The sequence below is a fragment of the Rhodococcus sp. (in: high G+C Gram-positive bacteria) genome, from assembly GCF_049591685.1.
Lineage (GTDB): Bacteria > Actinomycetota > Actinomycetes > Mycobacteriales > Mycobacteriaceae > Rhodococcoides.
In genome coordinates this window covers 1-5,645 of sequence record NZ_JBAWFH010000410.1, presented here as the reverse complement: position 1 = coordinate 5,645, position 5,645 = coordinate 1, and the positions used below count along the sequence as shown (strand labels likewise).

Annotated in this window: 7 protein-coding genes and 1 pseudogene; 4 read left to right on the top strand and 4 right to left on the bottom strand. The window is 61.5% G+C overall.

What is annotated here, in order from left to right; translation table 11 throughout:
* Positions 1 to 126: 126 nt before the first annotated feature.
* Complete coding sequence (locus WBQ44_RS17580) at positions 127 to 372, bottom strand: heavy-metal-associated domain-containing protein (protein WP_495567956.1); 246 nt, start codon at positions 370 to 372, stop codon at positions 127 to 129.
* A 28-nt stretch (positions 373 to 400) separates the two neighbouring features.
* A complete protein-coding gene (locus WBQ44_RS17575) occupies positions 401 to 712 on the bottom strand; it encodes a hypothetical protein (RefSeq protein ID WP_495567955.1) in 312 nt (103 codons plus the stop codon).
* Here WBQ44_RS17575 and WBQ44_RS17570 point away from each other — a divergent pair.
* From WBQ44_RS17570 to WBQ44_RS17560, 3 genes are read left to right on the top strand one after another with little or no spacing between them, the layout of a single operon-like run.
* Positions 711 to 1,421 carry an Rv2732c family membrane protein gene (locus tag WBQ44_RS17570; protein ID WP_495567954.1) on the top strand — a complete coding sequence of 237 codons (711 nt, stop codon included), beginning with the start codon at positions 711 to 713 and terminating at the stop codon, positions 1,419 to 1,421. The genes WBQ44_RS17575 and WBQ44_RS17570 overlap by 2 nt on opposite strands.
* On the top strand, positions 1,405 to 1,980 hold the full coding sequence (locus WBQ44_RS17565; RefSeq protein ID WP_495567953.1) for a DsbA family protein: 576 nt from the start codon (positions 1,405 to 1,407) through the stop codon (positions 1,978 to 1,980). Before WBQ44_RS17570 ends, WBQ44_RS17565 begins: the two co-directional genes overlap by 17 nt.
* A 23-nt stretch (positions 1,981 to 2,003) precedes the next feature.
* Positions 2,004 to 2,573, top strand: a complete 570-nt coding sequence (locus WBQ44_RS17560; protein WP_495567957.1) for a vitamin K epoxide reductase family protein — start codon at positions 2,004 to 2,006, stop codon at positions 2,571 to 2,573.
* On the opposite strand, the gene WBQ44_RS17555 is transcribed toward WBQ44_RS17560, so the two are convergent.
* Positions 2,570 to 4,306: a cytochrome c oxidase assembly protein gene (locus WBQ44_RS17555; RefSeq protein ID WP_495567952.1), complete on the bottom strand. Its 1,737-nt coding sequence runs from the start codon at positions 4,304 to 4,306 to the stop codon at positions 2,570 to 2,572. The genes WBQ44_RS17560 and WBQ44_RS17555 overlap by 4 nt on opposite strands.
* 297 nt (positions 4,307 to 4,603) lie before the next feature.
* Between WBQ44_RS17555 and WBQ44_RS17550 the strand changes: the two are divergent.
* Positions 4,604 to 4,768: pseudogene (locus WBQ44_RS17550) on the top strand (methionine synthase); the annotation flags it as partial.
* A 631-nt stretch (positions 4,769 to 5,399) separates the two neighbouring features.
* On the opposite strand, the gene WBQ44_RS17545 reads toward WBQ44_RS17550, so the two are convergent.
* A partial coding sequence (locus tag WBQ44_RS17545) for a BBE domain-containing protein (RefSeq protein WP_495567951.1) occupies positions 5,400 to 5,645 on the bottom strand: 246 nt, incomplete at its 5' end.

Genomic DNA, 5,645 nt, shown 5'->3' with positions numbered 1-5,645 from the left:
CGGCAGGTCCATGTAGCGGGCGGTCAAACCCGCGATCGCAAGCAACGTCCCAGCCCCGGCGAGCACTGTTGTTGCACTACGAATCCCGCGCAACAGATTCTCCCACCCAGCGGAGCGTCCACTTGCTCACGAATGCACGATGTCGAAGTCGCCGCCCTCACGGAGCGCTGTCTGGATGCGCACCTCGCTGACTGCCTCCGTCGCATCGATCATGACCGTCGAGGGCTCGTCGGTGCCCAACTCCACCGAGACGGCGGTGATCTCGGGAAGGTTGGACAGCTCCTCGGTGACGGTCCTCACACAGCTCTGGCAGTGCAGTCCATTTACGCGAAGTGACCACGAGGGCACAGCTGTTCCTCCATTTTCGACCATTGATTGGGTTTCGACAGTGGACACGCGACTACAGATTGATCGACGGGTGACTCAACCAGGCCGTCGCCCGCCCGAGAGATATCGGGTCGGTGGGGTCGAACTCCCGTCGATGGCATCGGTAGGCCGAGTCGACGACCACGATCACCACCGATTCGAGAGGCTCGCTGATTACCGTGCTGGTCCAGCCGAGCGCGTCTTCGAGGTTCGACGAAAGTCGCCGAGCCCATCCGGCGGAGGACGGACTACTGCACAGCATGATCGAAGGGATCGATCGTTCGTCCGGAACGAGACCGATGCTCGGCGGCTCGACAGGTCCGTGATCCCGCTCGTCTCCACCCATGCTCGATCAGTCGGTCACGAGGCATCGAAAGTTCCCGCGTCGTGAATGCGCCGTTCTGCTTACGTTGCGCGGGAACTTTCTAGGCGAGTGCACCGACTACTGGCCGTTCCCCTACACACTTGATTCGTACCGCAGAGGAGGATTGCGCACAGTGCACGACGACTTGCGTGACTACCGAACAATGTTTGCGTCGATCGAGAAACGTGTTCTGTACGGGATGGACATGACGGTGGCCGAACGACTCCGGCTGGTAGGTCTTGTGGCACTGTCCGCCGCGGGACTGTTCATGTCACAAACAGGTTCCGTGTCAGGTTGGTCCGTGCTCGTCAACAGCTCTGCTGCACAGTCGGAATCTACGAACGTGCTTTCGGCCCTTGCCGTACACGGAATTGCGGTCTTCTGCATCGCATGCTCTATGGCAGCGCTGTATTGCCGGACGTTTCCTGTCCTCTTCCTGGCTACTGCTGGGTGCGCGGTGACGTCGGTGGTGGCGATGGTGGCGATCTGGAGCCGCCAGTCGCAACCGGTGTCTTCGGGGTTGTCCGGACCGGGGCCTGGGGCGGTGGTCGGGTTCCTAGGCGCGGTAACTCTGACAATCCTGTGGACGAACATACTCGCGAAAGCGCCGCGGTTGGGCGTAGTCGCTTGTGAGCCGAATGTTACTGCAACAGTGAAAAAGTGGGGCCCACGGCGTGGCCAGATCGAGTAAAGCGGACAGGAATGTCCCGGCAGCGGCAGCGGCAGCGGCAGAGCGCAGGCGCAGGCGCAACGTCATCGTGCGAATTGTGTTCACCACCAACACCGTCGTTGTTTTCGCGCTGGTGGTTGGCATCGTGGTCATCGCAGGGCGCGATTCTGGGGGAGAGGCAGGTGCTTCGCCGTCGTCGGTGACCGAGTCCGGCGCTGTCCGAGCCGCGGCAGCCGATGTGGAGCTCGCCGAGGGCACCATGACTCCGAAACGTGTGGTGACCATCTACGAGGACTTCCAATGCCCGGTGTGCAAGAATTTCGAATCGACATTCGGTAACGCGCTCGACGAGCTTCGGACGTCGGGTGCTGCGGCGATCGAGACGTGGCTCGGCTTCCACTCGGATGCGTACGCCCAGCAACCCTCCGAAGGGGGACAGGGACTTTCGGACGATCAACTCAGCGCGATAGCAGCCCAGGCCGGAGCTCCCGAATCGATCGGCGACTGTATTTCGAGTGGCAAATACACCGATTGGGTGGCCTCGACTACGTTGTCCGCAGCGGTCCTTGCCATCCAGTGACAGCCTCGGGGCATTTCGGTGACATTCCGGTCGGTACTGAGGTTCCCTCTCGGGTAACTGCGTGGGCGATTACGGTGGGAGGCGTCCTCGGTCTGCTCGCTTCGCTGGTACTGGTGGTCGAGCGTTTCGAGTTGCTCGCCGACCCGAATTATGTGCCCTCCTGCAGCCTCAACCCGGTTCTCTCGTGCGGATCCGTGATGACATCCAGTCAGGCAGCATTGTTCGGGTTCCCGAACCCGATACTGGGTATTCCTGCATTCACCGTCGTGCTGGTGGCAGGGGCGCTCGGAGTCGGTTCGGTGCGGCTCCCACGCTGGTTTTGGGCAGGATTGGCACTCGGCCTCTCGGTGGGGGTGGTATTCGTCCACTGGCTGATATTTCAGAGTCTGTATCGAATCGGTGCCCTCTGTCCTTATTGCATGGTCGTGTGGGCGGTGACGGTACCGCTGTGGGTAATCGTTGTGTCTCAATTCCTCACTGGGCGTGGCGAGTTCTTGGATCGGTGGAAGTGGTCGTTGGTGGCGTTGTGGTTCACAGTCCTGATTTTGCTGTGCCTGGAACGATTCTGGAGCTATTGGAGCACACTCGTCTAGTGTGTTCGGGTACCGGTGATCTCACCGGACTCGATCTTGCCCAAGACGTAGGCACCCAGCACGAGAACCGTCATGATCGGCAGGACACCCATCCAGCGCGGGTCGCGCCAATCGTCGGCGCGGCTGGCAAGGAATGCGGCCGATCCGAGGAGAAGCAGAAAGATTCCCGCACACAAAATCTGAAACGTCTTCACGATCGACCACTTTCGAGTCCGAGCCAATTGAGCGAGCATGGCGTTGTATGCAGCGCGTTCGTCGTCGTTGTTGTTGTCCGCGAATCTGTCCTCGCGAACTTCGGTCTTTCTGTCCTGGCGCGACCATTGGGTCACCAGTGCGATGACCACGAGGACCAATGGAACCTCGCTAGAGGCCCAGGCCAAGCCACCACCGATGCGTTGGTCACCGACGAGATCCTGAACCCAAGGGGAGTCGAGGTAGTGATAGAAGTCGTGACCGATGACCCGGTCCATCGTCATCACGGCAATTCCGAAGGATGCATGAAAAGGCATGACCGCGAACAGGATTGCGAGACGTCCGAGGTGCGGAAGCCGCTTGGGCCCCGGATCGATACCGATGATGACCCAGTAGTACAGGTACCCGGTTATGATGAAGTGGATGTTCATCAGCTCGTGTCCCCGGTGATATCGAACCAACTCGTCGAACAACGGGCTGAAGTACCCCGCATAGAGTGAAAGCACGAACAGGGCGACTGCGACAGCCGGGTTGGACAGCAGGCGCATCTGGGGTGAATGCACGACAAGCACGATCCATTCACGAACGCCGGGCATTCCGCCGTCGTGTGCGGGCGGGATCGCGCGTAGTGCGAGAGTGACCGGTCCACCGAGCACGAGAAGAACAGGAACGAACATGTTCAGTGTCATGTGCACACCCATATGCACGCTGAACATTGCCGAACCATAAGCCCCGACGCCTGAACTCGTGGCGATCAACAGTGCGCCGCATCCAGTCATCCACGCGATCGTCCGGCCCACCGGCCAGCGATCTCCGCGCCGTCGCAGACGTACGACCGCCCACCCGTACAAAGCTGCCAGAACGATTGCCGCCGTGCCGGTGACGAAGTCGAATCGCCAGAAGGTCACGAACTGTCCCAGCGAGGGCCCCTCGGTCGGCTCGAAGCCGAGGAGCACGTCGTACACGGTCGCGGGGTTGATCAGAAAGGCCGGTGCTGGACGAATGGCCATCAGTGTGATGGCCGACCACGCCACAATCAGTGCAGCCGAGGCCGCATCACACAGAAGCTGGGGGTATCGGTGACGCTCCTGCCGGTTCCGCCGACCTCCGACGCCGGCGACACACAGGGCGGCGATCGTCGTTGCCGTTGCCGTTGCCGCTGCCGCTGTCGCGACCACAGCGAGGCGTCCGTACCGCGTCGTGAAGATCGAGGAGGCCGGAAGCAGGATGACGCCCAGCACCGGCGACAGAACGGCGACGCCACCCACCGCACACGCCGCGATCACGCGGTACCTGGCGATCGCCACATCGAGGTCGCAGGCGTTCTCGGTGTCGTTACGGCGTAGGTGAGAACGAAGCGACAGCGTCATCCAGGTCCACGCGGACAGGGCTACGATCGCGACGATGACTGCGTTGGTGGCGATATCGTGGTCGGGTCCCTGACCTGCGTTCCCCACTACCCAGGCCGGTAGAACTCCGATTGCCGAGACCGTTGCTGCGATGGCCATCGGCACCCACGTCAGTGACCATCGGGTGATCACGACAACAACCAGGGCGGCGACCGCGCCGAATATCTAGGCTTTGGGTGCCTCGTTCGGGGGAACAAGATCGGCGATGACACCGCGCCGGAGAGCTTCGCCGATCCCTATTCCCGTGGCGTCGGCCGCGGAAAGGGGGACGAGAACGATAGCGGACACCAGCCAGACCACGCTGGATTTACCGGCGAGCAACAGGCCCGCGTAGCCGTTCGGGCCCACTTTGCCGTGACGGGAGAATCGAGTACTTGTCAACGAATACACCAGCGACCCGAGCGTGACAGCACCCGCGAGTTTGTCTAAGACGTCGCTGAAACCCTTTCTCGCGCAATTCCGTTCGTCGACGCAGACAAGCTCTACCCGAGTAACAATTGCGGTATGGCCCCACTCGGCCGACGCGTTGCACGAGAGAAGATGGTCGCGCTCGCAGCTGGCGCTAAATTCCTGCGACGTCAATTGTCCGAGTAGTACGACCGCGCCGACGGTGAGGGCGGCTCTGCGCAGGGACGCGGACAGCCGCTCGCGGTCGCCCCTGCGGTACGAAGAAGCCCAGGAGCGGTAGCACGCCCAGCGTCGCACCCATGACCAGAAATCCGGAACCTGCGCGATACGGACCGCCGCACTCGCTGTGACGAGTGAGCCACGTGACAAATACGCGACGGCAATGACGTTGGCCAGACCGACGGTCAAGGCCGCACCTGGCACGCGCCAGTGCAATACGAGGATGAGGAGCAGATCGAACACGACGTTCGCGATCGTCGAGGCAATCAGCCCGATCATCACCTGTCGCGCTGCGCCGTCTGCTCAGAAGAACTGTTCGAGGCAGAAAGCTGCGGCGAGCACGGGAACGAACGCGAGCATGATGCCGACGAATTCTCGGTTCGCTCCGACGGTGATGGCGTCGGCACCCAGCAACGAGACTAAGGACCGAGAAACACCAGACCGAGGACTCCGATGACCGTTCCGACGGCCGCGGCAACCCCATACTGTAGGGGAGGCAACTTGTTTGATTTCTTCGGCGAGTCTGCTCGACGTTCCTCCGAGTCGTGGTGGAGATCATCGGAGTGTTGTTCCGGAATGCGACGCGCACTTGATTCGATCAGGTGCGGGGGAGTTCGATCGACAAGTCGTGCCGGAACAGGTTGCCGGGATCCCACGTCGCCTTGATCTCCTGCAGCCTCGAGTAGTGGTCCCCGTAGTACAGCGTGGACCACGGCACCCCCGAGGTGTTCCAGGCGGGATCCTTCAAGTCGGAGTCCGGATAGTTGATGTAAGCGCCGGCGTTGGCGTCGTTCGGTACCGGAACGCCGCCGGTGTCGGCGTAGATGTCGCGATACATGTTTCG

Bases quoted from the DNA above. Each gene is read 5' to 3' on its own strand.
- WBQ44_RS17580 (WP_495567956.1), bottom strand. From the start codon at position 372: ATGGTCGAAAATGGAGGAACAGCTGTGCCCTCGTGGTCACTTCGCGTA.
- WBQ44_RS17570 (WP_495567954.1), top strand. From the start codon at position 711: ATGCTCGATCAGTCGGTCACGAGGCATCGAAAGTTCCCGCGTCGTGAA.
- WBQ44_RS17575 (WP_495567955.1), bottom strand. From the start codon at position 712: ATGGGTGGAGACGAGCGGGATCACGGACCTGTCGAGCCGCCGAGCATC.